General features: G+C 69.9%; 22 protein-coding genes, 1 other RNA gene, 1 pseudogene and 1 riboswitch. Of the genes and pseudogenes, 15 read left to right on the top strand and 9 right to left on the bottom strand.

Annotated features, from left to right (window positions below; genetic code table 11):
* Window positions 1–54: 54 nt before the first annotated feature.
* Both nirD and nirB read right to left on the bottom strand, forming a co-directional pair.
* Complete coding sequence (gene nirD, locus AC5IG3_RS15115; protein WP_491907123.1) at window positions 55–411, bottom strand: nitrite reductase small subunit NirD; 357 nt, start codon at window positions 409–411, stop codon at window positions 55–57.
* A gap of 44 nt (window positions 412–455) precedes the next feature.
* Window positions 456–2,933, bottom strand: coding sequence for a nitrite reductase large subunit NirB (nirB, locus tag AC5IG3_RS15110; protein WP_491907122.1), 2,478 nt, complete (start codon window positions 2,931–2,933; stop codon window positions 456–458).
* 71 nt (window positions 2,934–3,004) lie between these two features.
* Here nirB and AC5IG3_RS15105 point away from each other — a divergent pair, with 71 nt between their 5' ends.
* Entirely contained in the window at window positions 3,005–4,765 is a 1,761-nt protein-coding gene (locus tag AC5IG3_RS15105; protein ID WP_491907121.1) for a bifunctional protein-serine/threonine kinase/phosphatase, read from the top strand.
* A 9-nt stretch (window positions 4,766–4,774) separates the two neighbouring features.
* On the opposite strand, the gene AC5IG3_RS15100 is transcribed toward AC5IG3_RS15105, so the two are convergent.
* Entirely contained in the window at window positions 4,775–6,004 is a 1,230-nt protein-coding gene (locus tag AC5IG3_RS15100; RefSeq protein ID WP_491907120.1) for an MFS transporter, read from the bottom strand.
* 248 nt (window positions 6,005–6,252) lie between these two features.
* On the opposite strand from AC5IG3_RS15100, the gene AC5IG3_RS15095 reads away from it, so the two are divergent.
* Window positions 6,253–7,521 carry a type IV pili methyl-accepting chemotaxis transducer N-terminal domain-containing protein gene (locus AC5IG3_RS15095; RefSeq protein WP_491907119.1) on the top strand — a complete coding sequence of 423 codons (1,269 nt, stop codon included), beginning with the start codon at window positions 6,253–6,255 and terminating at the stop codon, window positions 7,519–7,521.
* A gap of 106 nt (window positions 7,522–7,627) precedes the next feature.
* Window positions 7,628–8,644 carry a GGDEF domain-containing protein gene (locus AC5IG3_RS15090; RefSeq protein WP_491907118.1) on the top strand — a complete coding sequence of 339 codons (1,017 nt, stop codon included), beginning with the start codon at window positions 7,628–7,630 and terminating at the stop codon, window positions 8,642–8,644.
* A 19-nt stretch (window positions 8,645–8,663) separates the two neighbouring features.
* Here the strand turns inward: AC5IG3_RS15090 and AC5IG3_RS15085 are convergent, their stop codons facing one another.
* From AC5IG3_RS15085 to AC5IG3_RS15070, 4 genes are all read right to left on the bottom strand, one after another.
* Window positions 8,664–9,479 (bottom strand): sulfite exporter TauE/SafE family protein, encoded by an 816-nt coding sequence (locus tag AC5IG3_RS15085; RefSeq protein WP_491907117.1) that lies wholly within the window; start codon window positions 9,477–9,479, stop codon window positions 8,664–8,666.
* 32 nt (window positions 9,480–9,511) lie between these two features.
* A non-coding RNA gene (ssrS, locus tag AC5IG3_RS15080) (6S RNA) lies at window positions 9,512–9,694 on the bottom strand.
* Between the two features lie 37 nt (window positions 9,695–9,731).
* A complete protein-coding gene (locus tag AC5IG3_RS15075) occupies window positions 9,732–10,073 on the bottom strand; it encodes a cell division protein ZapA (protein WP_491907116.1) in 342 nt (113 codons plus the stop codon).
* The gene (locus AC5IG3_RS15070) at window positions 10,070–10,297 is read right to left on the bottom strand and encodes a coiled-coil domain-containing protein (protein ID WP_491907115.1); all 228 of its coding nucleotides are present in this window, start codon (window positions 10,295–10,297) and stop codon (window positions 10,070–10,072) included. The genes AC5IG3_RS15075 and AC5IG3_RS15070 overlap by 4 nt, the downstream gene beginning before the upstream one ends.
* 93 nt (window positions 10,298–10,390) lie before the next feature.
* Window positions 10,391–10,629, top strand: a riboswitch (cobalamin riboswitch).
* A gap of 74 nt (window positions 10,630–10,703) precedes the next feature.
* Here AC5IG3_RS15070 and AC5IG3_RS15065 point away from each other — a divergent pair.
* The 12 genes and pseudogenes from AC5IG3_RS15065 to bioB all read left to right on the top strand — a co-directional run bounded on the left by AC5IG3_RS15065 (window position 10,704) and on the right by bioB (window position 21,909).
* A complete protein-coding gene (locus AC5IG3_RS15065; RefSeq protein ID WP_491907114.1) occupies window positions 10,704–12,683 on the top strand; it encodes a TonB-dependent receptor in 1,980 nt (659 codons plus the stop codon).
* Between the two features lie 28 nt (window positions 12,684–12,711).
* Entirely contained in the window at window positions 12,712–13,275 is a 564-nt protein-coding gene (locus AC5IG3_RS15060; RefSeq protein ID WP_491907113.1) for a bifunctional adenosylcobinamide kinase/adenosylcobinamide-phosphate guanylyltransferase, read from the top strand.
* Window positions 13,276–13,290: 15 nt separating this feature from the next.
* Window positions 13,291–14,160, top strand: coding sequence for an ABC transporter substrate-binding protein (locus AC5IG3_RS15055; protein WP_491907112.1), 870 nt, complete (start codon window positions 13,291–13,293; stop codon window positions 14,158–14,160).
* Window positions 14,157–15,177 (top strand): annotated as a pseudogene (locus tag AC5IG3_RS15050) (FecCD family ABC transporter permease). Before AC5IG3_RS15055 ends, AC5IG3_RS15050 begins: the two are co-directional and overlap by 4 nt.
* Entirely contained in the window at window positions 15,174–15,941 is a 768-nt protein-coding gene (locus AC5IG3_RS15045) for an ABC transporter ATP-binding protein (protein WP_491907111.1), read from the top strand. The pseudogene AC5IG3_RS15050 and the gene AC5IG3_RS15045 overlap by 4 nt, the downstream one beginning before the upstream one ends.
* 23 nt (window positions 15,942–15,964) lie before the next feature.
* Window positions 15,965–16,537 carry a cob(I)yrinic acid a,c-diamide adenosyltransferase gene (cobO, locus tag AC5IG3_RS15040; RefSeq protein ID WP_491907110.1) on the top strand — a complete coding sequence of 191 codons (573 nt, stop codon included), beginning with the start codon at window positions 15,965–15,967 and terminating at the stop codon, window positions 16,535–16,537.
* Window positions 16,538–16,540: 3 nt separating this feature from the next.
* Window positions 16,541–18,094: a cobyric acid synthase gene (locus AC5IG3_RS15035; protein ID WP_491907109.1), complete on the top strand. Its 1,554-nt coding sequence runs from the start codon at window positions 16,541–16,543 to the stop codon at window positions 18,092–18,094.
* Window positions 18,091–19,137 (top strand): nicotinate-nucleotide--dimethylbenzimidazole phosphoribosyltransferase, encoded by a 1,047-nt coding sequence (gene cobT, locus AC5IG3_RS15030; protein ID WP_491907108.1) that lies wholly within the window; start codon window positions 18,091–18,093, stop codon window positions 19,135–19,137. Before AC5IG3_RS15035 ends, cobT begins: the two co-directional genes overlap by 4 nt.
* A 3-nt stretch (window positions 19,138–19,140) precedes the next feature.
* Complete coding sequence (locus tag AC5IG3_RS15025; RefSeq protein WP_491907107.1) at window positions 19,141–19,956, top strand: adenosylcobinamide-GDP ribazoletransferase; 816 nt, start codon at window positions 19,141–19,143, stop codon at window positions 19,954–19,956.
* Entirely contained in the window at window positions 19,949–20,491 is a 543-nt protein-coding gene (locus AC5IG3_RS15020; protein WP_491907106.1) for a histidine phosphatase family protein, read from the top strand. Before AC5IG3_RS15025 ends, AC5IG3_RS15020 begins: the two co-directional genes overlap by 8 nt.
* A 6-nt stretch (window positions 20,492–20,497) precedes the next feature.
* Entirely contained in the window at window positions 20,498–20,893 is a 396-nt protein-coding gene (gene panD / locus AC5IG3_RS15015) for an aspartate 1-decarboxylase (RefSeq protein WP_491907105.1), read from the top strand.
* An 8-nt stretch (window positions 20,894–20,901) separates the two neighbouring features.
* On the top strand, window positions 20,902–21,909 hold the full coding sequence (gene bioB, locus AC5IG3_RS15010) for a biotin synthase BioB (protein WP_491907104.1): 1,008 nt from the start codon (window positions 20,902–20,904) through the stop codon (window positions 21,907–21,909).
* Window positions 21,910–21,934: 25 nt separating this feature from the next.
* Here bioB and nth read toward each other — a convergent pair whose 3' ends face one another.
* On the bottom strand, window positions 21,935–22,573 hold the full coding sequence (nth, locus tag AC5IG3_RS15005) for an endonuclease III (RefSeq protein ID WP_491907103.1): 639 nt from the start codon (window positions 22,571–22,573) through the stop codon (window positions 21,935–21,937).
* Between the two features lie 17 nt (window positions 22,574–22,590).
* The gene (locus tag AC5IG3_RS15000) at window positions 22,591–23,019 is read right to left on the bottom strand and encodes a YchJ family protein (RefSeq protein ID WP_491907102.1); all 429 of its coding nucleotides are present in this window, start codon (window positions 23,017–23,019) and stop codon (window positions 22,591–22,593) included.
* Between the last annotated feature and the right edge of the window lie 15 nt (window positions 23,020–23,034).

Below are 23,034 nucleotides of genomic sequence, written 5' to 3'. Positions count from 1 at the left end.
GGCGCTCAGGCTCGGAAGGGGGGCGGGGCAGGGCGGGCGGTTGTCTCAGGCGCGTCAGGCGCAGGTGGGCAGCTCGCCCACGGCCACGCTCTGCAGCTCGTCCGCGTCCAGGAACACCTGGCCGGCGTCGACCTTGACGGCAAAGCGCGGCGTGCAGCCTTCGTCGGGCTGGCGGGCGCAGCCGTCGGACAGGCCGATGGTCCAGTTGTGCAGCGGGCAGGCGACGCTTTCGCCGAAGACGATGCCCTGACTCAGCGGGCCGCCCTTGTGCGGGCAGCGGTCGAGCAGCGCGAAGACCTTGTCCTCGCTGTTGCGGAACACCGCCACCTCGGTCGAGCCGGGGCGGTTGACGCGGCGCGCGCCCAGCACGGGGATGTCTTCGACCCGGCAGATCAATTTCCAGTCGCTCATGGGATTTCTTTCGGTAGATTGTTCAGGGAGTCGGGCCGGTGCGATCAGACCGAGGCGACGGCCACCGGCTCGAACTGCCGCACGTCGACGCTGGCGTCCAGCGACTCCAGCCACGGGTCGGCGGCGCCGTCGAGGGCGAACTGCAGGCGCTCCCACAGTTGCTTGCGCAGCTCGGCGTTGTTGATGATCTTGTCCTTGACGTAGTCGAGGCCGACGCGGTGGATGTAGTGCACCGTGCGCTCCAGGTACCAGCCTTCTTCGCGGTAGAGCTGCAGGAAGGCGCCGGCGAATTCCAGCACTTCGGGGGCGGTTTTTACCTTGACGAAGAACTGCGCCACCTCGGTCTTGATGCCGCCGTTGCCGCCGACGTACATCTCCCAGCCGGAGTCGACGCCGATGATGCCGACGTCCTTGATGCCGGCCTCGGCGCAGTTGCGCGGGCAGCCGCTGACGGCCAGCTTGACCTTGTGCGGCGAGTACATCGCCCACAGCGCGCGTTCCAGGTCCTTGCCCATCTGCGTGCTGTCCTGGGTGCCGAAGCGGCACCAGTCGCTGCCGACGCAGGTCTTCACCGTGCGCAGCGACTTGCCGTAGGCGAAGCCCGAGGGCATGCCCAGATCGGCCCAGACGCCCTTGAGGTCTTCTTTCTTGACGCCCAGCAGGTCGATGCGCTGGCCGCCGGTGACCTTGACGGTCGGCACGGCGTACTTGTCGGCCACGTCGGCGATGCGGCGCAGGTCGGCGGCGGTGGTTTCACCGCCCCACATGCGCGGAATCACCGAGTAGGTGCCGTCCTTCTGGATGTTGGCGTGGCTGCGCTCGTTGATGAAACGGCTTTGCGGGTCGTCCTGCGCCTCTTTCGGCCAGGTGCTGATGAGGTAGTAGTTCATGGCCGGGCGGCAGCTGGCGCAGCCGTCGGGCGTCTTCCAGCCGAGCGCCGCGCGGGCGTCGACGGCGTTGAGCAGCTTCTGCTCGCGGATGCCGTCGCGCACGGCCTGGTGGCCGAGTTCGGTGCAGCCGCACATGGCCTTCATCTTGGGCGTGGCGCTGTAGTCGCCGCCGGCGGTGAACATCAGCAGCTGCTCGACCAGGCCGGTGCAGGAGCCGCACGACGCGCTGGCCTTGGTGTGCTTGCGCACCTCATCGAGCGTGAACAGGCCCTTGTCCTTGATGGCCTTGCAGATGGCGCCCTTGTTGACGCCGTTGCAGCCGCAGACCTCGTCGTTGTCGGCCATGGCCGAGGCCTTGTTGTGGCCTTCGTGGCCGACGTCGCCGATGTTCGACTCGCCGAACATCAGCTTGTCGCGGATGTCGTGCACCTTGCGGCCTTCGCGCAGCAGCTTGAAGTACCAGCTGCCGTCGACGGTGTCGCCGTACAGGCAGGCGCCGACCAGCTTGTCGTCCTTGATGACGAGCTTCTTGTAGACGCCGCCCTGCGGGTCGGACAGCACGATTTCCTCGAACCCGTCGCCGCCGGTGAAGTTGCCGGCGCTGAACAGGTCGATGCCCGTGACCTTGAGCTTGGTGCTGGTCTGGCTGCCGACGTAGCGGCCGATGCCGAACTCTGCCAAGTGCGTGGCGCAGACCTTGCCCTGCTCGAACAGCGGCGCGACCAGGCCGTAGGCGATGCCGCGGTGGCTGGCGCATTCGCCCACCGAGTAGATGCGCGCATCGGTGGTGGTCTGCATGGTGTCGGACACGACGATGCCGCCGCGGCCGTCATGCGCACACAGCAGGCCCATGGCCTTGGCCAGGTCGGTGTTGGGGCGGATGCCGGCGGCCATCACGACCAGGTCGGCGGGGATCTCGCGGCCGTCCTTGAACTTGACGGCCAGCACGCGGCCCGCGAGGCCGGCTTCCTTGTCGCCGATCAGCGCGGCGGTCTGCGCACCCAGCTCGAACTTCAGGCCGCGCTCTTCCAGCGATTGGCGCAGCAGGCCGCCGGCGACGTCGTCGAGCTGGCGCTCCATCAGCCAGTCGCCGATGTGCACCACCGTGACCTGCATGCCGCGCAGCATCAGGCCGTTGGCCGCTTCCAGGCCGAGCAGGCCGCCGCCGATCACCACCGCGTGCTGGTGGGTCTTGGCGGTCTCGATCATCGTGTTGGTGTCGGCGATGTCGCGGTAGGCGATCACGCCTTCGAGCTTGTGGCCCGGCACCGGCAGGATGAAGGGGTTGGAGCCGGTGGCGATCAGCAGGCGGTCGTACTCGGCCATGGTGATCTGGCCGTGGGCGTCCTCGGCGTAGACCATGCGCTTGGTGCGGTCGACCTTGATGACCTTCTTGCCCAGGTGCAGGTGAATGTTGTTTTCCTCGTACCAGCTCACCGGGTTGAGGATGATCTCGTCGAGCGTCTGCTCACCCGCCAGCACCGGCGACAGCAGGATGCGGTTGTAGTTGGGATGCGGCTCGGCGCCAAAGACAGTGATGTCGTAGAGGTCGGGGGCGATCTTGAGCAGCTCTTCGAGCGTGCGCACGCCGGCCATGCCGTTGCCGACCATCACGAGCTTCATCTTCTTCATGGGGAGACCTCCAGGGGCTTTGCAGCAAAACAAATGAGTGGAATCTGACGGCGCCCGCACAATCGCGCGCCATGAGTTTTGATATCGAGATCGGCCACGCCAGTGAACGCGGCGAGCGCGAGAGCAACGAAGACTTCGTTGCTGTGCAACGACCAGCTCCCCAGGATGAGGCGATGGGCTGGATTGCCGCCATCGCCGATGGAGTGTCTTCAGGGGGGGGCGGCAGCGTCGCCGCCCAAACCACCGTGATGACGCTGGTGCAGGACTACTTCAGCGCTCCGGCCACCTGGGACACCACGGTCGCCCTCGACCGCATCATCAGTGCCCAGAATGCCTGGCTGGCCGCCCAGAACCGGCGGCATGAAAGCATTAGCAATAAGTCTGCCAGCCCGGTTTCGGCGTTGACCACGCTCACCGCGCTGGTGCTGCGCGGCCACAGCTATACCGTGGCGCATGTGGGCGACACGCGCGCCTGGCTGCTGCGCGGCGGCGAGATCAGCCAGCTGACGCAGGACCACAGCGTCGAGCAGCGCGACTTCAGCGGCGGTCTCACCCGGGCGGTGGGGCTGGAAGACGCCCTGCGCATCGACTACCAGCAGGGCGAGCTGATGGTGGGCGACACCCTGGTGCTGACCTGCGACGGCGTGCACGGCGTGCTGCGCCGCGCGCAACTGCAGGCGCTGGCGCTGGCCGGCACGGCGGCGCAAGCCAGCACCGCTTTGGTGCAGGCTGCACTGGCAGCGGGCAGCCATGACAACTGCACCGCCCTGGTCCTGCGCGTGCGCGGGCTGGCGGCGGGGCGCTATGAGGACATCCTGCGCGCCGGGCGCCAGCTGCCCACGCCGCCCAGGCTCAAGGTCGGCGAGGTGCTGGATGGCTACGCCATCACCGCGCTGGTGGCCGACACCGGCGTGCACCGCCTCTACCAGGCGCGCGACACGGTCACGCGCAAGCTGGTCGCCATCAAGACCCTGCACGAGAGCCGCGCCAGCGATGCCGAGGAGCGCGCCATGCTCGCCCACGAAGCCTGGCTGGGCCTGCGCCTGACCGAGCGGGCGGGTGCCGGCGCCACTCAGGCCGATGACGTCGGCTTCGTTCGCGTGCATGAAATCAAGTCGGCCACCGCCTTCTACAGCGTGTTCGACTGGCACAGCGGCAGCACGCTGGAGCAACTGATGCACGCCGCCGACCCCCAGTCCCCCGTGCCGATGGCCGAGGTGGTGCGCGCCGGCATCACGCTGGCGCGCGCGCTGGGCCGGCTGCACCGGGCGGGCGTGGTGCACCGCGACATCAAGCCTGGCAACCTGCACCGGGGCGAAGACGGGCGCTGGCGCATCCTGGATCTGGGCGTGGCGGTCTCAGGCCGTGAACCGGCCAGCCAGCGCAGCCTGCACGCCGGCACGCCCAGCTACATGAACCCCGAGCAGTGGGGCGACCCGCCGCAGCCGGTCGACGCGCGCAGCGACCTGTACGCGCTGGGCGTGACGCTCTACCAGTGGCTGACCGGGCGGCTGCCCTATGGCGAGATCGAGCCCTACCAGACCGCCCGCTTCCGGCGCGATCCCGCCGCGCCGTCACGGCTGCGCCCGGACGTGCCGATCTGGCTCGACCACCTGCTGCTCAAGGCGGTGGCGCGCGATGCGCGTCAGCGCTTCGAGACCGCCGAGGAACTGCTGCTGGCGCTGGAGCGCGGCGCTGCCCGCCCGCTGGCTGCGCCGCCCGCCACGCCGCTGGCGCTGCGTGACCCGCTGCGGCTGTGGCAGCTGGGCTGCGCCGTGTCGGTGCTGTTCAACCTGCTGCTGATTTTCTGGGTGCTGTTTTTGCCGCGTTGAAGTTTTCCTTCAGCTGCCGACCGTGGTCGGCACGCTGCGGGCGCGGCCGCCCTTTTCGGCCCAGGTGCGGGTCCAGCGGATCTGCACGCGGCGCAGCATCACCAGCATCACCACGGCCAGCACGGCAAACGCCACGAAGCCCCACAGGTAGGTGCCGGCGTGCTGCTTGGACAGGCCCATGGCGTTGGGCAGGAAGCCGCCGCCGAGCGCGCCGACCTCACCGATCATCGAGCCCGCCACCGCCGTGGTGAGCGGCCAGCGCAGTGGCACCAGCTGGAACAGCGCGCCGTTGCCGGCGCCGAGCGCGGCAAAGCAGAACATGAACAGCAGCGTGGTCACCGCGATCGACTGACCCGCCATGCCGCAGGCCACCAGCGTGATCGCCACCACCACCAGCACGCCGCTGAGGGTGTTGATGCCGCCGATGCGGTCGGAGATGTAGCCGCCCACCACGCGCACGGCCGAACCCATCAGCGTGGCCAGCATGGTGAGCTGGCCGGCCTCGACCTTGGTGACCTTGAACTGGTCGTAGAAGTAGGTCGGCAGAAAGCTCGCCAGGCCGATGAAGCCGCCGAAGGTGATGACGTAGATCAGGCTGAAGACCCAGCCGTCTTTCTCAAACAGGCAGGCGGTGTGCTCGCGCAGGCTCTGGTGCTCGGTGTCAGGCGGCTCCTTGGCGGCAAACCACATGACCGCCATCGGCAGCAGCATGGTGAAGGCGGCCAGGCCGTAGACGGCCTGCCAGCCGAACTTGACCGCCAGCGGCGGCGCGAACAGCACCGCCAGCACGGTGCCGGAATTGCCCGCGCCGGCAATGCCCATCGCCAGGCCCTTGTACTTGGGCGGATACCAGCCCGAACCCAGCGACAGCGCCACGCCGAAACTCGCGCCGGCAATGCCCAGCAGCACGCCCATGGCCAGCACGCCGTCATAGCTGTTGACGAAGAAATAGCCGCCGGCCAGGGCCGCGACGATCAGCGACATCTCGACCATGGCGGCGTTCTTGCGCCCGATGTACTGCGACAGCACGCCCAGCGGGAAGCGCATCAGCGCGCCGGCCAGGATGGGCACCGAGATCATGAAACCCTTCTGCGCCGCGTCGAGGCCGTAGGTCTCGCTGATGAACGGGCCCATGGCGCCGTTGAGCACCCAGATCGCGAAGCAGAAGTCGAAGTACAGGAAGGACGCAGCCAGCGTGGGCCAGTGTCCTGACTTGAGGAAGGTCTTGTAGTCGGCCATGGTGGGCAATGCAGACAGCCCGGCAGGCGCGCATCGGCGATGGGCGCTTTGCCTGGGACAGTGGGTGGTGGGGAGTGGGCAGCGGCGGGAGCCGGGCCGTGCGAGATCAGCTTGAACGGGGCGCAAGGGCCAGGATGCAGCGTCGCATCTGCCGTGATTGCAGCAATCGACGTGCCAGGGTGCATGCAATGGCCCGCGACGTGCTTGTGCGCTGTCGATAATGGTGAATTACCAATCTCTGATCCGACATGATTTCAGCCCTGCTTCTCAGTGACGACGAGGTGATTCCCGCCTCGCTGCGCGAAGACCTCGATGCGGTCGGTCTGCGCCCGCTGGCGCAGACGCCATGCCGCGATCTGGTGCGTGATGTGCTGCGCCATGCACCAGATGTGGTCATCGCCTGGCTCGATCAGCCCGATGCCCGCTTCTTCGCCCAGCTCTCTGCGCTGCGGCTGGCTGCGCCCACGCCGGTGGTGGTGTTCACCAACGACCCGGACGTCGACCTGATCGAGCAGGCCCTGAAACAGGGCGTCCACGCGTGGGAGGTGCAGGGCTACGGCCGGCACCGGCTGCGCGCGGTGGTGCACCAGGCGCAGCTGCGCTGCCGGCAGGAGACGGCGCAGCAGCTGGAGCGGGAAGAGCTGCAGTCGCGCTTCGAGGAACGCAAGCTGGTCGACCGCGCCAAGGGCCTGCTGATGCGCGGCGGCAGCATGAGCGAGGACGACGCCTTCCGCACCCTGCGCGGCGCCTCGCAGCGCATGCGCCGCCGGGTGGGCGACCTGTCGCGCCAGATCATCCACGCTGCGCGCGACGCCGAGGCCATCAACCGTGCCGGCCAGCTGCGCATGCTGTCGCAGCGGCTGGTCAAGCTCGACCTGCTGCTAGACGCCGGCACCGAGCCGGCCGCCGCCGCCGCGCTGATGGTGCAGACCAGCACCCGCATCGCCGAGAACCTGGCGCTGCTGCGCCGCAACCTGTCGGCGCCCACTTATGGCGACCTGATCGAGGCCGCCGCGCAGGCCTGGCAGTCGCTGGGCGACGCGCTGCGCGAGCCGGTGGCGGCCTTGACCGAGGCGCGGCTGGAGCGCATCGAGCACTGGGCCGAGCAGTTGCTGCAGCGCGCCGACGCACTCACCCAGGTGCTGGAGGCTGCCGCGCTGGATGCGCCACTGCGCGTCATCAACCTGGCCGGGCGCCAGCGCATGCTGTCGCAGCGCCTGGTCAAGCAGCAGCTGCTGCTGGAGCGGCGCATGGCGCGCGCCGAGGACGTCACGCTCTGCCGCGACGAGTTCGAGCAGGCGCTGGCGCAGCTGGAAGCGCTGCCGCTGCGCACCCAGGCCATCACCGAGCACCTGACACAGGCGCGCGCGGTCTGGGGCGATCTGCTGCAGGCCTGCACCGCGATGGACACGCCCGAAGGCCGGCGCCAGCTGGGTGCCAGCAGCGAGGCCTTGCTGGATCTGTTCGAGCGCCTGACCGACGAATACGAGCACAGCCTGCAGACGCTGATGGCTTGAGCGATGGCGGAAAGCGGCCTGATCGGCATCAAGCCCGGGCGCCGGGTCTCTGCGTATCATGCAGGCCGTCCTGTCCAGAACCGGCGCTGCCCCGCCGCTGCTCCCGATGCCTGCGATGTCTGACCTGAGCGCCTTCGTCTCCTTGCCCGCCCTGACGCGGAGCCTGCTGACCGTGCTGCAGCGCGACGATGTTCTGTTGTCGCTCAAGGATGCCGGCACGGGCCGCTACCTGTGGGCCAACGCGCCGATGCTGGCGTGGTTGGGGGTGGATGCAGAACGGCTGTCCGGCCGCACCGATCTGGACCTGCTGCCGCCGGCAGACGCCACCGCGCTGCGTGCTGCCGACCAGCGTGCGCTGGCCTCGGGCCTGGACAGCGTGGTCGATGACCACCGTTTCGAGCGCGCCACCCAGCGGCATGAATTTGCGGCCTGGCGTGCCGTGCTGCCGGCGGCGCAAGAGGGTGCATCACCCTGCATCCTGAACGTCTGGCGCGATGCCGGCGCTGCCCGGCGCCAGACCGAGCAGTGGCAGCAAAGCCTGGCGCAGATCGAGCGCCAGCAGACCGCCCTCGAGGCACTGCGGCGCGAGCACGCGCAGGGCATGGACCGGCCGTCGGAGCTGTTCCGGCGCGAGCACTTTGACGAGCACCTGCGCCGCGAGGTGGCGCTGTCGCAGCGTGAGGAGCGTGAATTCGCGCTCGTGCTGCTGGCCATCGACGCGCCCGAGGCGCTGTGCGACACCGCTGGCCCGGCGGCCCTGCAGCGCGTGGTCGAGTCGATCGGCGAACTGATGCGCCGCAACACCCGCGCCATGGACGTGCTGGCACAACTGGGCGACGACCGGTTCGCGATCCTGTTCTCGGGCGTGGGGCTGGCGACGGCGCACGCGCGGGTCGAGCAGCTGCGCCGCGCCTGCGCGACGCAGATCGTGGTGCAGGACGGCAAGCCGGTGCACTTCGAGATCTCGGCGGGCATCGCGAGCTTTCCGCACACCGCACAGAGCCTGGATGCGCTCAGCACCGCGGCTTCCAGCGCGCTGACCGATGCGCGGGCGCGCGGTGGCAATCAGGTCGCGCTGGCCAGGATCCGCCTGCCTGAGCCGCAGTCGCTCAACGCGAATTGAGATCCGGCCTGGGTCGGGATCAGAAGCTGATCGCCTTGGTTAGCATGTACGCGGCCAGCCCGTAGAGCACCAGCGCAAACACGCGCTTGAGTTGCGCCACGTTCATGGCGTGCGCGGTCCTGGCGCCCAGCGGCGCCGTCAGCACGCTGGCGCAGGCGATCACGACCAGCGCCGGCAGCCACAGATAGCCCACCGCACCTGGCAGTCCGCTGGTCACGCTGCGACCACCGATCAGATAGCCCACCGTGTTGGCCAGTGCGATCGGAAACCCCAACGCGGCCGACGTGGCCACCGCCTGATGCATGGCCACGTTGCACCACGCCATGAAGGGCACCGAGATGAAGCCACCGCCCGCGCCCACCAGGCCCGAGATGAAGCCGATGGCGCCGCCCGCCCCCAGGCTGCCGGCCGCACCGGGCATCTGACGGCTGGGGGCCGGCTTGCGGTTGATGAGCATCTGCGTGGCCGAGAAGCTGACGAAGACCGCGAACACCAACGCCAGCGTGCTGCCCTTGAGCACCGAGAACACGCCCGCACCACCCAGCAAACCACCCAGCACGATGCCGGGGCCGAGCCGCCGCACGACGTCCCAGCGCACGGCGCCACGGCGGTGGTGGGCGCGCACGCTGGAAATCGAGGTGAACAGGATGGTCGCCATCGACGTGGCGATCGCCATCTTGACGGCGAGTGCGGTGTCCACGCCGCGCTGGCCGAGCAGCAGCGTCAGGAACGGCACCATCAGCATGCCGCCGCCAATGCCCAGCAGCCCGGCCAGAAAACCGGTGCAGCAGCCCAGCAACAGAAGTTCAGCAATCAGTGCCGGGTCCAGGCTCATGGGCAGGGGAGTGAGGCAGGCGAGAGGGGGATGGGGTGTCCGCCGCGAGCCGAAGGCCGCATTCCTGAACCCAGGGGATTCAGGTGGGCGAGGTCAGCCTGGCTTCGGGTTCATCTGACGCGAGACGATCACACCAGCTAGGCAATATTCCAAGCCCAGGCTCATATGAGCATCGGTTCAGGAAATTAAAACCTTCGCGAACGCAGCGGACAGCGCAGATTCTAAGCACAGCCGCCGCGCCGACCGGGCCGGTCAGACCGGATGGCCTTCGTCGCCGAGGGCCGCATCCAGCCGCTGCACCAGCGCATCGACATCGAAGCCGTAGGCGGGCTGCGCCGGCGGTGACAGCTCGCCCGTGGCGACGGTCACGGCATGGGTGGGCCGGGTCTCCGGGTGGCTGCCGGCCAGTGTGTAGGCCAGGTTCAGCGCGGCCAGCACAGCCATGCGCTCACGCGACTTGACCTTGCCGGCGTCGCGGATGTTGCACATCTCGCGGTCGACGTTGCCTACCGCTTCGAGCAGTTCGGTCTCGTGGCCGTCCGGGCAGCCGAGTACGTAGCTCTGGCCCATGATGGTGACTTCGAGTTGCTTCATGCCGCGCCGCCCTGGGTCGAGGATTCATCGGCGTCGTGCGCCGGCAGGCGCTCGATCAGCGCGTCGATGCGGTTGCGCGCCGCCGCCAGGCGGGAGCGCAGGTTGTCGCGCTCGGCGGCAATCGTGGCCACCTGCTGTTCCAGCAGCGCGTTGGTGCGCTTGAGTTCTTCATGGCGCAGAAGCAGTCGTTCTACCCGTTCGGCGAGGTCTTCAATGGTGGACATTGCGCGGCAATCAGAGGCGTGGTGGAGGGGTCTCCCCCGGGTTCAAACCATTGTATGGGCGCCCACTGCAGGAAATGGCGCAGTGCAGCACTGTTTAGAATGCACGCCGTTGGTGCTCGTGCCGGTGTTCACGCCGGCACGGTTAAACGGGAAGCAGGAAGGTCGAACCCCACGGGCGACACCCAACCTGCGCTGCCCCCGCAACGGTAAGCGAACGAGCGTGGCAACACACTCTGCTTTTGTGCTCAAACCACTGGCGTCCCTGCGACGCTGGGAAGGTCACAAGGGTTCGTTCGTCAGCCCGGATACCGGCCAACAGGAGAGCGTCGATCTGTGATCGACGCTCACGTCGTCAGTGCCTGCGGGGAAGCGGGACACCGACACATGCCTGTGTATTGATCCTTCCATGAATTTCTGTTCAACGGCGCTGCGTGCGCCTGTTCCTGCGCGTCTGTCCATGGTGGGCACGGCGCTGGTCGCCCTGTTTGCCGGTGCTGCCGGCCCTGCGATCGCCCAGACCGCCCTGCCACAAGTCGTGGTCACCGGGACTCGTTTCAACGACGACGCCCAGACCCTGCCCTTCGGCGTCAGCGTCATCACGGCGCGTGAGATCGAGCGCTCCGGTGTCACCACCGTCAACGAAGCCGTGATGAAGCTGCTGGGCGTGCCCGGCCGGCTGGATTTCTACGGCGGCGGCGACTACGCACTGGACCTGCGCGGCTTCGGCGGCACGTCCGGCAGCAACCAGATCGTGATCGTCGACGGGGTACGCCTTAACGAGGCCGACCTGAGCGGCAGCCGCCTGGCCGGCATCGCGATCGACACCGTCGACCGCATCGAAGTGCTGCGTGGCAGCGGCACCGTCCTCTACGGCGAAGGCGCCACCGGTGGCGTGATCGTCGTCACCACCAAGGCCGGCCGCGGCGTGGCGCGCAGCAACCGGGCGCAACTCTACGGCGGCGTGGGCAGCTTCAACACCCGCGAGGCGCGCGCCAGTGCCACCCTCGCCGAAGGCGATTTCTCGCTCGACGTGGCCGGCAACCAGCGCACCGCCGACAACCACCGCGACAACTTCAAGTCCGATGCCCGAGGCGGCTCGATCGGCGCGCAATGGAGCCGCGACGACCTGCGTCTGGCCGTGCGCCACGCCGCCGACAAGCTCGAAACCGGTCTACCCGGTGCGCTGACCGCCGCGCAGTACGCCAGCAACCCGCGCCAGACCACCTCGCCGGACAACCGCGCCAGCATCAGCAACGCCCGCACCACGCTGCTGGGCGAAGCGCGGCTGGGCGACTGGGAGCTGGGCCTCGACTTCGGCGTGCGCGACAAGGCGCTGCGCAGCGTCTCGGTCAGCTCTTTCGGCGCTTCCCGCTACGACTACGACGTGGCGTCGCAGAACTACGCCCTGCGTGCGCGTCACCGCGGCACGCTGGCGGGCCTGGGCAACAGCCTGATCGTCGGGGTGGACGGTGGCGAGTGGCGGCGCACGGTGCAGGGCTCGTTCGGCAGCGTGTCGACGCAGGACAACCAGGCCGTCTACCTGCGTGACGAGCTGACGCTGGCGGGCGGCACCCGCCTGAGCGCGGGCGCCCGCAGCGAGTCCATCCAGAAGGGCAACGACAGCGGCCTGGGGCTCGACCGCCGCCAGCGCGCCTGGGAATTCGGCGTGGTGCAGCCGGTGTCCGAGCAGTTGAGCGTGTTTGCCCGTGTCGGCAACAGCTTCCGGCTCGCCAATGCCGACGAGTACAACTACGCGGCCCAGGGCGGCGACCTCAGCCCGCAGACCTCGCGCGACACCGAAATCGGTGCGCGCTGGCGTTTGGAGGCCACCCGTCTGGAACTGCGCGCCTACCGCAACAAGCTCAAGAACGAGATCGGCTACGACCCGCTGGCTTTCGGCCCGTTCGACACCACCACGCCCTTCGGTGCCAACGTCAACTTCGACCCGACGCGCCGCCAGGGTGTGGAGTTCGACGCCAGCCACAGCCTGACCCGGGCCGTGCAACTGCGCGCCAACCTGGCATGGCGTGACGCGCGCTTCCTGTCGGGCACCTACGCCGGCAAGCAGGTGCCCCTGACGTCGCACCGCACCGCGTCGGTCGGCGCCGACTGGCAGGTGGCGGCCCAGCATCAGCTGGCGGCCAACCTGTTCTACGCCTCGCAGCGCCACCCCGACTTCAACAACAGCTGCTCGATGCCGTCCATCACCACGCTGGACCTGCGCTACGCCTACCAGCTGACGGCGGGCGAGTTGAGCGTGGGCGTGGGCAACGCGACTGATCGCAAGCACTACACCCAGGCCTTCGGCTGCACGGCCGGTGTGACGCAGAGCATCTACCCGGAAGCCGGTCGCACCGTCAACGCCGCCGCGCGCTGGCGTTTCTGATCGGACCCGCCAAGAGAAAGCAGTCAGCATGACGCCCCACGAACTCCTCCTCGGTGGCCAGAAAAGCGGCAAGTCGCGCACCGCTGAAGCGCGCGCTGCCGCCTGGCTGGCGCGGGGCGGGGGCCGTGAGGCCTTGCTGCTGGCCACGGCCCTGGCCGGTGACGATGAGATGCGCTTGCGCATCGAGCGTCACCGCCAAGACCGTGCCCAGCGCGTGCCGGCGCTCGCCACGCTGGAGGTCAGCGCCGCCCTGGGCGCGGCGCTGCGCCAGCACAGCGCGCCGCAGCGGCTGATCGTGATCGACTGCCTCACGCTCTGGCTCACGCAGTTGCTGATGCCGCTTGATGGGCCTGTGCCTGCTGCGGACGAGGTGGCCACGCAGATCGACCAGCTTTGCGCCGCCTTGCCCGCCGCACCCGGCCCGGTCGTGCTGGTGTCCAACGAAATCAGCCTCGGCGTGGCGCCGCTGGGGCGCGAGACCCGTGCGTTTCTCGATGCGCTCGGCAGCCTGCACCAGCGTGTGGCCGCGCTGTGCCCGCACGTCACGCTGATGGTGGCGGGGCTGGAGTTGCCGGTGAAGCGTTCGGCCTGAATTGGACTGCGTCTGATGAAACGTCTTCTTTTCTCATTGAGTTGGTGGCTGCTCGCTGTCGTGGCGCAAGCCGCACCGGTGCAGATCACCGATGCGCGCGGCGTGGCCCAGCAGTGGCCCGCGCCGCCGCAGCGCATCGTCAGCCTGCTGCCGTCGATCACCGAGAGCGTCTGCGCGCTGGGCGCCTGCGCGCGGCTGGTCGGCGTGGACCGCTACTCCAACTGGCCGGCCAGCATCGAGCGCCTGCCGCGCCTGGGCGGGCTCGAGGACGCGCAGGTCGAGCGCATCGTCGCGCTGCGGCCCGATGTGGTGCTGGCGGCGCGTTCGGCGCGCGTGATCGAGCGGCTGGAAGCGCTCGGCCTCAAGGTCGTGGTGGTGCAGGCCGAGACGCATGCCGAGGTGCAGTCCTCCCTCGCGCTGCTGGCGCGCCTGCTGGGCGAGCCGGCGCGGGCCGAGGCGCTGTGGGCCGGCATCAACGCTGACTTGGCCCGTGCCACCCAGCGCGTGCCCGCCGCGTGGCGTGGCAAGCGGGTCTATTTCGAGATCGCGTCCACGCCGTACGCGGCTGGCGCGTCGTCCTTCATCGGCGAGACGCTGGCCCGGCTCGGCCTGGGCAACATCGTCGGCCCGGAGCTGGGACCGTTCCCCAAGCTCAACCCTGAATTTGTCGTGCGTGCCCAGCCCGACGTGCTGATGGCCGCCGAGCGCTACACCGCCGAGATGCCGCGCCGCCCCGGCTGGGACCGCCTGCGTGGCCTGAAAACCGGCCAGGTCTGCGGCTTCGCCCCCGCGCCTTACGACGTGCTGGTGCGCCCCGGCCCGCGCCTGGGCGAGGCCGCCCTCCTGCTGGCCGACTGTCTGGCCGGCCTGCCGCCACCAAGATGAGCGAGCACGAACAGCGCCGCCGCCGCCGGCTTGCCATGGGGCTGCTGATCGTCAGCGCGTTGGGCCTGCTCGGCGGCCTGCTGGCGGGCAGCGAGGGCTGGCGGCCTGGCTGATCTGACGGCCACGGGCGACGTGGGCGCCGACCTCATCCTGTGGCAGATCCGCGCCCCGCGCAGCGTCGGCGCGTGGCTGGTGGGCGCGCTGTTCGGGCTGGCCGGCGCGCTGGCGCAGGGGCTGTTCCGCAATCCGCTGGCGGACCCGTACCTGCTCGGCTCGGCGGCCGGTGCCTCGCTGGGTGTGGTCCTGGTGCTGGCGGCCAGTGCGCTGGTGGGCACGGGACTGAGCCTGGCGGGCGCCGGGCTGCTGGCGCGCTTCGGGCTGGTTGGCGCGGCGTTTGCCGGTGCGCTGCTGGGCGTGAGTGTCACGCTGCTGCTGGCACGCGGCGCCGAGCACACCACGCGGCTGCTGCTGGCCGGCGTGGTGGTGGGCGTGCTGCTGGGCGCGGTCAATGATCTGGTGACCATGCTGTCGCCCGAGGCGCTGCGCGGCAAGCAGGCCTTTCTGCTCGGCAGCACCGGCTTTCTGGGCTGGAGCAGCGTTGGTGTGCTGGCTGCGGTGCTGGCGCTTTGCCTGCCGCTGGTCTGGCGCCTGTCGCGCGTGCTGGACGCGCTGACGCTGGGCGAAGACAGCGCCGCCAGCCTGGGCCTCGCGCTGCCACGCCTGCGCGCCGCGCTGGTGGTGCTGATGGCGCTGGCCACCGGCACGGCGGTGGCGCAGGCCGGGCTGGTGGCGTTTGTGGGGCTGGTGGCGCCGCATCTGGTGCGGCGCTTCGTGCATGCCACGCACGGCTATCGCCTGATCGCCAGCGCGGCGATGGGCGGCGCGCTGCTGCTGGTGGCCGACGTGGCCGCGCGCAGCGTGATCGCGCCGCAGGAGTTGCCGGTGGGCGTGCTGACGGCGGTCTTCGGTGGCTGCTATCTGCTGTGGCTGTTGCGGCGGCGGGGGCTGACGGGATGATGCTGTCCTGCGAGCGCCTGCAACTCGCGCCCGTGGCCGGCGGCGCACCGGTGCTGCGCGACATCACGCTGGGCTTCGAGCCCGGCTGGACCGCCATCGTCGGCCCCAACGGCGCGGGCAAATCGACGCTGCTGCGCGGCTTGGCCGGGCTGCTGCCGGCCACGTCCGGCACGGTGACGCTGGCTGGGCAGCCGCTGGCGAGCTGGTCGGCGCGTGAGCGTGCGCAGCGCCTGGCCTGGCTGGCGCAGCAGAGCGACGCCAGCGGCGAACTCACCGTGCGCGACGTGGTGCACCTGGGCCGTCTGCCGCACCTGGGCCTGTTCGGTGCGCCCGGCGTGCGCGACGAAGCCATCGTCCAGCAGGCCATGCGCGACACCGAATGCGCCGACTGGCAGCACCGCCGGCTGGCCGAGCTGTCCGGCGGCGAACGCCAGCGCGCGCTGCTGGCCCGCGCCCTGGCCGTGCAGGCGCCGGTGCTGCTGCTGGACGAGCCGACCACGCACCTGGACCCGCCGCATCAGGTCGCCTTGGTGCGGCTGATGCAGGCTTTGGCATCCACGCAGGTGGTGGTCAGCGTGCTGCATGACCTGAGCCTGGCGCTGGCCGCTGACCGCGTCATCGTGCTGGCGGCGGGCCACGTCCGCGCCACCGGCCGCAGCGATGACCCGGCGGTGCACGCCGCGCTGGCCGAGGTGTTTCACCACGCCATCCGCATCGAACGGCTCGGCGCGCACTGGGTCGCGGTGCCCGAGCTGGGCCGTTGAATTTCACTGACTGGACGAACCTCATGCAAATCGAACAACCCCCCGTCGACGCCTGCAGCGGCCCCAAACCCACCGGCGAGCGCCGGGGCCTCGTGCTCATCCACACCGGTGACGGCAAGGGCAAGAGCACGGCGGCCTTCGGTCTGGCGCTGCGGGCGCACGGGCGCGGCAAGCCGGTCAAGATCTATCAGTTCATGAAGGTGCCGAGCGCCCGCTTCGGCGAGCACCGCATGTTCGAGCAGCTGGGCATTCCCATCGAAGGCCTGGGCGACGGCTTCAGCTGGAAGAGCCAGGATCTGGAGCATTCGGCCCAGCTCGCGCTCGAAGGCTGGCAGCGCGCCGAGGCCACCATTCGTGCGGGCGAGCACTTCATGGTCGTGCTCGACGAAATCACCTACCCGCTGCGCTACGGCTGGGTGCCGCTGGAGCCGGTGCTCAAGGCGCTGCGCGAGCGCCCGGCGCATGTCAACGTCGTGCTGACCGGGCGGCAGGCGCCAGCCGAGCTGATCGAGCTGGCCGATACCGTGACCGAAATGACGCTCATCAAGCACCACTACAACGCCGGCGTGCCGGCGCAGCGCGGCATCGAGGACTGAGCCATGACCGCCCGAGCCGTGATGGTGCTCGGCACCACCAGTGGTGCCGGCAAAAGCTGGCTGGCGACCGCGCTGTGCCGCTGGTATGCGCGCCAGGGCCTCAAGGTGGCGCCGTTCAAGGCCCAGAACATGAGCAACAACGCGCGCGTCGTGCCCGGCCTGATCGGCCCGGACGGCGCGCAGCGCATGGGCGAGATCGGCAGCGCGCAGTACTTCCAGGCGCTGGCCGCGCGCTGTGCGCCGGGCGTGCAGCACAACCCCATCCTGCTCAAGCCCGAGGCCGACACGCGCAGCCAGGTGGTGGTGATGGGCGAGGTGCGCCGCGACTTGGCCGAGGTGCCGTGGCGCCAGCGCAGCGAGGCGCTCTGGCCGCACGCCCGCGCCGCGCTGCAGGCGCTGATGGCTCCTGAGGCGCAGAACGACGTGGTCGTGATCGAAGGCGCCGGTTCGCCCGCCGAGATCAACCTGCACGCCAGCGACTACGTCAACATGCGCACCGCCCGCGAGGTGCAGGCCGCCTGCCTGCTGGTGACCGACATCGACCGCGGCGGCGCCTTCGCCCACCTCTACGGCACGCACCAGTTGCTACCGGCCGATGAGCGGGCACTGATCCGAGGCTTCGTGCTCAACCGATTCCGGGGTGACGCGGCGCTGCTGGCGCCGGGGCCGCAGCAGTTGCAGGCGCTCACCGGCGTGCCCACCGTGGCGGTGCTGCCGATGTGGCGCGACCACGGCCTGCCCGAGGAAGACGGCTGGTACGGCACCACAACCCCAAGAAGTGGCAGCGGCTCGGTCGCGGGCCAGCGCGTGGCCGTGATCGCCTACCCGCGCATCAGCAATCTGGACGAATTCCAGCCGCTGGCCAATCTGCCCGACGTGCAGCTGCTCTGGGCGCGCAGCCCGGCCGATGTGGCGGGCGCCGACTGGATCGTGCTGCCCGGCTCCAAGAGCACCCGCGCCGATCTGGCCTGGCTGCGCGCGCAGGGGCTGGACGCGGCCATCGCCCGCCATGCCGCCGCCGGTGGCGCGGTGCTGGGCCTGTGCGGCGGCCTGCAGATGCTGGGCGAGGCGCTGATCGATCTGGACGGCGTCGAAGGCGTGGCCGCGCTGGACGCCAGCGGCCCCGGCCTGGGCCTGCTGCCGCTGGTGACGCGCTTCGAGGCGGACAAGCTGCTGCGCCCGACCCAGGCGCGCTTTGGCGCTTTGACGGGGGGACCGGCGGGCGTGTGGTCGGCGCTGGCCGGCGTCGCGTTCGAGGGCTATGAAATCCACCACGGCCGCAGCGTGGCGCATCCGGCCATGGCGCCGGCGGCTGAGGCGCTGCACAGCGACAGCGGCGAGGTGATCGGCTGGCAATCCGGCGTCAACGGCCACAGCGGCAACGTGCTGGGCCTCTACGCCCACGGCCTGTTCGAGTCGCCCGCCGTGCTGCGCGCGCTGTTCGGCGCGCAGGTGCGCACGCTCGACGCGGTGTTCGACGGCCTGGCCGACTTTGCCGACGCGCACTTCGCGCCCGGCGCGCTGATGAACCTGTTGACCCCCGAAAGAATCTCATGACCCTCACGCCCCTGATCCCCACCATCGAAGACCTGCATGATTTCAGCCTGGCGGCGCGCGTGCAGCACCAGATCGACCGCAAGACCAAGCCGCTCGGCTCGCTCGGCCAACTGGAGGCGCTCGGCCTGCGGCTGGCGCTGATCCAGGGCCGCGAGCGGCCCGCGCTGGTCGACCCGCAGCTGGTGGTGTTTGCTGCCGACCACGGCCTGGCGGCGCGCGGCGTGTCGGCGTATCCGAGCGACGTCACCTGGCAAATGGTCGAGAACTTCCTGGCCGGCGGTGCAGCGGTCAGCGTGCTGGCGCGGCAACACGGGCTGGCGCTGACGGTGGTCGATGCCGGTGTGCGGCACGACTTTGCGCCGCGCCCCGGCCTGCAGCTGCGCAAGATCGCCCCCGGCACCGCTGACATGATGGCCGGCCCGGCCATGACACCCGAACAGCGCGACGCGGCCATCGCCGCCGGCCGCGACGTGGTGTGCAGCCTGCCGGGCAATGCGCTGCTGCTGGGCGAGATGGGCATCGGCAACACCTCGGCCGCCGCCTTGTTGCTGGCGCGGCTGAGCGGCGAGCCGATCTCGCGCTGCGTCGGCCGGGGCACCGGGCTGGACGACCTGGCGCTGGCGCACAAGACCAGCGTGCTGCGCGCCGTGATGGAAGTGCACGCGCAGGCCACCGAGCCGCTGGACGCGCTGGCGGCCATGGGCGGTTTCGAGATCGCCATGATGGTCGGCGCCCTCCTGCAGGCTGCGGCCGAGCGGCGCGTGATCGTGGTGGACGGCTTCATCGTCAGCGCCGCCTTGCTGGTGGCCGCACGCCTGCAGCCGGCCGTGCTGCAGCGCTGCGTGTTCGCGCACCAGTCCGACGAAGCCGGCCACCAGCTGATGCTGGCGCAGCTGAGCGCCAAGCCGCTGCTGAACCTGGGCCTGCGCCTGGGCGAAGGCTCGGGCGGAGCGCTGGCGTGGCCGCTGCTGGAGTCGGCCTGCCGCATCCTGGCGCAGATGGCGAGCTTCGAGTCCGCCGGCGTCAGCGACCAGGCGGGCTGAGCCATGAATCCGCTGCGGGGGCTGACGCACGAGCTGCGCCTGTTCTTCATCGCGCTGCAGTTCTTCACCCGCGTGCCGGTGCCGCGCTGGGTCGGCTACACGCCGGAGTGGATGCACGCCAGCGCGCGCCATTACCCGGCGGTGGGTGCCGCTGTCGGCGTGGTGGCGGCGGGCGTGCTGCTGCTGGGCAGCGCCCTCTGGCCAATCACCGTGGCAGTGGGCCTGAGCATGGCGGCCACGGTCTGGCTGACGGGCGGCTTCCATGAAGATGGGCTGGCCGATACCTGCGACGGCCTGGGCGGCACGGTCAGCCGTGAGCGGGCGCTGTTGATCATGAAGGACTCGCGCCTGGGCAGCTACGGCGCGCTCGGGCTGGTCGGCGTGCTGGGGCTGAAGGCGGTGGCGCTGCAGGGGCTGGCTAGCGTCAACCTGGCGCAGGCGGCGCTGGCGCTGGTGTGGGCGCACGCCGCCTCACGCGTCGTGCCAGTGCTGTTGTTGCGGCTGTTGCCGTATGCGGGTGACGCCGAGCATGCCAAGGCCAAGCCGATGGCGCAGCAGGTGTCCCACGCCGGCCTGGCCGCGGCGCTGGGCTGGGGCGCGCTGGCGTGCGGCGCGGCGCTGGCCGCAGGCGTGGCTGGGACCACGCTGGCCACCGCGCTGCTGGGCCTGGCGCTGATGACCGCTTTCTGCCGCCGCTGGTTCCACCAGCGCCTGGGCGGCTACACCGGCGACACGCTGGGCGCAGCGCAGCAGTTGACGGAGCTGGCGGCGTATCTGGGCTGGCTGGCGGCCTTGCATGCGGGAGCGTCGGGTGGCTGAGATTCATTTCTGGCGCCATCCGCGCCCCATCGGTGCGGCGGGCCGCTGCATCGGCCGCACCGACCTGGCCGTCGACCCGCGCCGCACCAAGCGGTTGGCGCATCGGGTGCGCGCGGCGGCCCGTCGTGAAGGTCTGCCGCGTGTCGTCCACACCTCATCGCTGCGGCGCTGCGCCGACGTGGGCCGCTGGTTGCGCCGCTGGGGCTGGACGCATCGCATCGACCACCGGCTGATCGAGCTGGATTTCGGCGCCTGGGACGGCTTGCGCTGGCCGCAGATTTCGTACGCCGAGGTGGCGGCGTGGGAGGCCGATTTCGCCGCCCACGCGCCCGGCGGCGGCGAGAGCCTGCAGGCGATGCGGGCGCGGGTGGCGGCGTTCGTGGCGGAGGTGGAGGCGTCGCCCCGCCTCATCGTCGGCCATGCCGGCTGGGCCAACCTGCTGCGCGGCTTGGACCGTGACCTGCCGACCGCTGCCACCTGGCCGGCCGCGCTGGGTTATGGTGCGCGCCTGCGTTTTTCAACGACTTCTGCCTGAGGCGCCATGTTTCGTACCCTGCTGAAATCCAAGATCCACCGCGCCAGCGTCACCCACTGCGAGCTGCATTACGAAGGCTCCTGCGGCATCGACGAAGACCTGATGGACGCCGCCAACCTCTGCGAGAACGAGCAGATCCACGTCTGGAACATCAACAACGGCGAACGCTTCGTCACCTACGCGATCAAGGCGCCGCGCGGCAGCGGCATCTTCTCGTTGAACGGCTCGGCGGCGCGCCGTGCCGCCGTGGGCGACCTGATCATCATTGCCGCCTTCGGTCTGGTGACCGAGGCTGAAGTGGCCGGCCACGCGCCCAAGCTGGTGTTCATGGACGAGGCCAACCGCGTCAAGGAACTGCGCGCCCACCCCGAAAACCCCGAGCAGACCTCGCCGCTGCGCTGAAAGCATTCATGACGCAAGAATCCTCGACCTCCCAGCCGATCACCCTGGTCCGCCCGCTCAAGCCCGTCGAGTCGGCCGCCGACGCCCGCTGGAGCGTCACGCAGATTGAGGCGCTGTTCGCGCTGCCCTTCAACGACCTGCTCTGGCAGGCCCAGCAGGTGCACCGCGCGCACTTCGAGGCCAATGAGGTGCAGCTCTCCACGCTGCTGTCGATCAAGACCGGCGGCTGTCCCGAGGACTGCGGCTATTGCCCGCAATCAGTCCACTACGACACCGGCGTCGAGGCCAGCAAGCTGATGGACATCGGCGCGGTGCTCGAAGCCGCCCAGGGCGCCAAGGCGCAGGGCGCGACCCGCTTCTGCATGGGCGCGGCGTGGCGCGAGCCCAAGGACCGCGACATCGAGAAAGTCGCCGAGCTGATCGTGGGCGTCAAGGGCCTGGGCCTGGAGACCTGCTGCACGCTGGGCATGCTGACTGAAACCCAGGCGCTGAGCCTGAAGGATGCCGGCCTCGACTACTACAACCACAACCTCGACACCGCGCCCGAGGCCTACGGCCGCGTCATCACCACCCGCGACTACCAGGCACGGCTGGACACGCTGGCGCATGTGCGCGCGGCGGGCATGTCGGTCTGCTGCGGCGGCATCGTCGGCATGGGCGAGAGCCGTACCGAGCGCGCCGGCCTGATCGCGCAACTGGCCAACCTGACGCCGTACCCGGAGTCGGTGCCCATCAACGAGCTGGTGCAGGTCGAAGGCACGCCGCTGGCGGGCGTGGACAAGCTCGATCCGTTCGAGTTCGTGCGCACCATCGCGGTCGCCCGCATCACCATGCCGACGGCGCGCGTGCGTCTGTCAGCCGGGCGCGAGCAGATGAGCGAGGCCCTCCAGGCGCTGTGCTTCCTGGCCGGCGCCAACTCGATCTTCTATGGCGACAAGCTGCTGACCACCGGCAACCCGCAGGCCGATCGCGATCGCGCGCTGCTCGACAAACTGGGGCTGCGCACGACGGTGTGACGGGCGCTGATCACTGATCCGCCGCTCAAGGCGCCGCCGTCTTCGGCTTGAAGTCGCAGCAGTCGGCCACGCTGCATTCCCAGCAGCGCGGCTTGCGCGCCTGGCAGATGTAGCGGCCGTGCAGGATCAGCCAGTGGTGGGCGTCCACGGCAAATTCCTTCGGGATGCGCTTGAGCAGCTTCATCTCGACCTCGTACGGCGTCTTGCCCGGCGCCAGCCCGGTGCGGTTGCCGAGGCGGAACAGGTGGGTGTCGACCGCACAGGTCGGCTCCCCCCAGGCGACGTTGAGCACCACGTTGGCGGTCTTGCGGCCGACGCCGGGCAGGGCTTCGAGCGCCTCGCGGCTGCGTGGCACCTGGCCGCCGTGCTGTTCCAGCAGGATGCGACTGGTCTCTACCAGGTTCTTCGCCTTGTTGCGAAACAGGCCGATGGTGCGGATGTAGCCCATCACGCCTTCGACGCCCAGCGCCACGATCTTGGCGGGGGTGTTGGCCACCGGGAACAGCTGGCGGGTGGCCTTGTTGACGCTCACGTCGGTGGCCTGGGCCGACATCAGCACGGCGGCGAGCAGCTCGAACACCGAGCTGTATTCCAGCTCCGACGCCGGCATCGGGTTGGCGTCGTGCAGGACGGTGAAGAAGCGCTGGATCTGGGCAGGGGTCATGGATGCGGTTCTCCGGATCAGGAATGCAGGTCGCCGTCGAGGTAGAACCATCGCTCGCCCTCGCGCACGAAGCGGCTGGTCTCGTGCAGGCGGTGGGCGCGCCCCGCCAGCTTGCTGCGGGCAATGAACTCGACCGTGGCATGGTCGGCGTCCTGCACCGCGCAGCGCTTGACGCTCAGGCCCAGCCAGCGCAAGCCGGGCTCGGGCGGCTCGATCTCCGCCGGGCGGGTGCGGGCGTGCCAGGTGGCGCGCAGGTAGTCGCGCATGGGCGGTGATTCAGCCAGCACGAAGGCGCTGTAGCGCGAGCGCATCAGCGCCTCGGCGCTGGGCGCCTGCAGGTGCAGCTCACCGGCATGAAAGCGGCCGCAGCAGGCCGCCAGCGTGGCGCCGCTGCCGCAAGGGCAGGGTTGGGCGGGAGGGTGGAAAACGGTTACAGGCGCAGACATGGCGCGATTGTCGCG

This window comes from Leptothrix sp. (in: b-proteobacteria), from assembly GCF_965250675.1.
Taxonomy (GTDB): domain Bacteria; phylum Pseudomonadota; class Gammaproteobacteria; order Burkholderiales; family Burkholderiaceae_C; genus Sphaerotilus.
Note: the sequence above shows the minus strand (reverse complement) of the source record. Positions and strands in the feature narration are given on the sequence as shown.

Coding starts and splice junctions, on each gene's coding strand:
- nirD (WP_491907123.1), bottom strand. CDS start 411: ATGAGCGACTGGAAATTGATCTGCCGGGTCGAAGACATCCCCGTGCTG.
- nirB (WP_491907122.1), bottom strand. CDS start 2,933: ATGAAGAAGATGAAGCTCGTGATGGTCGGCAACGGCATGGCCGGCGTG.
- AC5IG3_RS15105 (WP_491907121.1), top strand. CDS start 3,005: ATGAGTTTTGATATCGAGATCGGCCACGCCAGTGAACGCGGCGAGCGC.
- AC5IG3_RS15100 (WP_491907120.1), bottom strand. CDS start 6,004: ATGGCCGACTACAAGACCTTCCTCAAGTCAGGACACTGGCCCACGCTG.
- AC5IG3_RS15095 (WP_491907119.1), top strand. CDS start 6,253: ATGATTTCAGCCCTGCTTCTCAGTGACGACGAGGTGATTCCCGCCTCG.
- AC5IG3_RS15090 (WP_491907118.1), top strand. CDS start 7,628: ATGCCTGCGATGTCTGACCTGAGCGCCTTCGTCTCCTTGCCCGCCCTG.
- AC5IG3_RS15085 (WP_491907117.1), bottom strand. CDS start 9,479: ATGAGCCTGGACCCGGCACTGATTGCTGAACTTCTGTTGCTGGGCTGC.
- AC5IG3_RS15075 (WP_491907116.1), bottom strand. CDS start 10,073: ATGAAGCAACTCGAAGTCACCATCATGGGCCAGAGCTACGTACTCGGC.
- AC5IG3_RS15070 (WP_491907115.1), bottom strand. CDS start 10,297: ATGTCCACCATTGAAGACCTCGCCGAACGGGTAGAACGACTGCTTCTG.
- AC5IG3_RS15065 (WP_491907114.1), top strand. CDS start 10,704: ATGAATTTCTGTTCAACGGCGCTGCGTGCGCCTGTTCCTGCGCGTCTG.
- AC5IG3_RS15060 (WP_491907113.1), top strand. CDS start 12,712: ATGACGCCCCACGAACTCCTCCTCGGTGGCCAGAAAAGCGGCAAGTCG.
- AC5IG3_RS15055 (WP_491907112.1), top strand. CDS start 13,291: ATGAAACGTCTTCTTTTCTCATTGAGTTGGTGGCTGCTCGCTGTCGTG.
- AC5IG3_RS15045 (WP_491907111.1), top strand. CDS start 15,174: ATGATGCTGTCCTGCGAGCGCCTGCAACTCGCGCCCGTGGCCGGCGGC.
- cobO (WP_491907110.1), top strand. CDS start 15,965: ATGCAAATCGAACAACCCCCCGTCGACGCCTGCAGCGGCCCCAAACCC.
- AC5IG3_RS15035 (WP_491907109.1), top strand. CDS start 16,541: ATGACCGCCCGAGCCGTGATGGTGCTCGGCACCACCAGTGGTGCCGGC.
- cobT (WP_491907108.1), top strand. CDS start 18,091: ATGACCCTCACGCCCCTGATCCCCACCATCGAAGACCTGCATGATTTC.
- AC5IG3_RS15025 (WP_491907107.1), top strand. CDS start 19,141: ATGAATCCGCTGCGGGGGCTGACGCACGAGCTGCGCCTGTTCTTCATC.
- panD (WP_491907105.1), top strand. CDS start 20,498: ATGTTTCGTACCCTGCTGAAATCCAAGATCCACCGCGCCAGCGTCACC.
- bioB (WP_491907104.1), top strand. CDS start 20,902: ATGACGCAAGAATCCTCGACCTCCCAGCCGATCACCCTGGTCCGCCCG.
- nth (WP_491907103.1), bottom strand. CDS start 22,573: ATGACCCCTGCCCAGATCCAGCGCTTCTTCACCGTCCTGCACGACGCC.
- AC5IG3_RS15000 (WP_491907102.1), bottom strand. CDS start 23,019: ATGTCTGCGCCTGTAACCGTTTTCCACCCTCCCGCCCAACCCTGCCCT.